A 1145-nucleotide genomic window follows, 5' to 3' on the forward strand; every position below is an offset into this window, starting at 1 on the left:
CATCTCTTCCGGTACGTCTTTGACACCAAGCAAAGAGGCCAGACGGGCTGAAGTCAGCGTAATGACGGACTTCAGCTTTTCGTCCTGGCTTTCATCACTCAGTCCCAGGAGCGTTTTTACCTGGTCAAGCATAGACACTGCCCCGCCTATGCCGTTTTCATCTTGATTTTGACAACGGCTTTCTTGTTGTCGGCCGGGATGTACTCGCCTGCCTTGCCTGCACCCTGCAGGGCTACGCCGTCAAAGTCTTCCGACTCGATGGTCCGCGCGGTGTTGATGCCGGTGAAGGCCTTGGCAATTCCGCCGACGTAGGCATAGCAGATCTCGCCGGTCTGGAACATGGAGTCCGGCACTTCCTCGATCAGGAAGCCTTTGAACTTCACGATGCCGTTTTCATCGATGTTCACGCTGCTGTTTTTGCTTGTCGTGGCCAGAGCGCTGTCCACGATCAGGTTGTACAGATCGCTGGTGACTTTGGCATAGCGCGTGCCGACTGCCTCGATGTTGGTGAAGTATTTCGAGAGCTCGTTGAACAGTGCTTTCGGATCCGAATCAGACAGAGTTGTTGCCGATGTGGTAATCGTCTTGCCGGCAGACTGGGAAATGAACTTGCCGTGAGCTTTGTTGAACATTTCCGTTTTGGCCAGAGCCTGAAGCTCAAGACGGTCGGCAATGGCCTGTTCCAGGCTGTTGTTGACGGTGTGTCGGTCGATTCCCTCATGAAAGTTCCATCCCCATGTGTATTCGACATCCTCGTCTTCATACGTAATTTCCGTACGGTTTCCAAAGCGGTTCGAGTTTCCTGTGCCAGTCTTGAATGCTTTGGTATCCGTCTTGTCGTAGCCGGTACCAATCGCCACCGGAATATCACAGGTCTTTACGCTGAATGCTTTCTTGTTGAAAGCGACGCCATCAAGCGCCTCCAGGCCGCCGACAAAGAAGTCATTGAAGTATGACTTTTTGGCAAAGACTGCGGGCAGCAGCTCTTTAAACTGCATGCCGTAAGTGCGAACGCCTTTTTCATTGTTTGCGCCTGTCGGTGTGGTTGTCGTACTAGTTCCATCACCTTCCGCAAAGCGCTGAAGTTTAAATTCGTTCATGGTTCCTCCTATTTCCATTTGTCCAGTTTCTTCTGGAACGGACTG

2 protein-coding genes are annotated in these 1145 nt (G+C 52.1%); both read right to left on the reverse strand.

What is annotated here, in order from left to right; all coding sequences use genetic code 11:
- Positions 1–132, reverse strand: a 132-nt coding sequence (locus Afil_RS11415; protein ID WP_369413431.1) for a phage head-tail connector protein, incomplete at its 3' end; no start/stop codon positions are given.
- Positions 133–146: 14 nt separating this feature from the next.
- On the reverse strand, positions 147–1100 hold the full coding sequence (locus Afil_RS10605; RefSeq protein ID WP_230268527.1) for a hypothetical protein: 954 nt from the start codon (positions 1098–1100) through the stop codon (positions 147–149).
- Between the last annotated feature and the right edge of the window lie 45 nt (positions 1101–1145).

This window comes from Allobaculum fili, from assembly GCF_020969955.1.
GTDB classification, from domain to species: Bacteria; Bacillota_I; Bacilli_A; order Erysipelotrichales; family Erysipelotrichaceae; genus Allobaculum; species Allobaculum fili.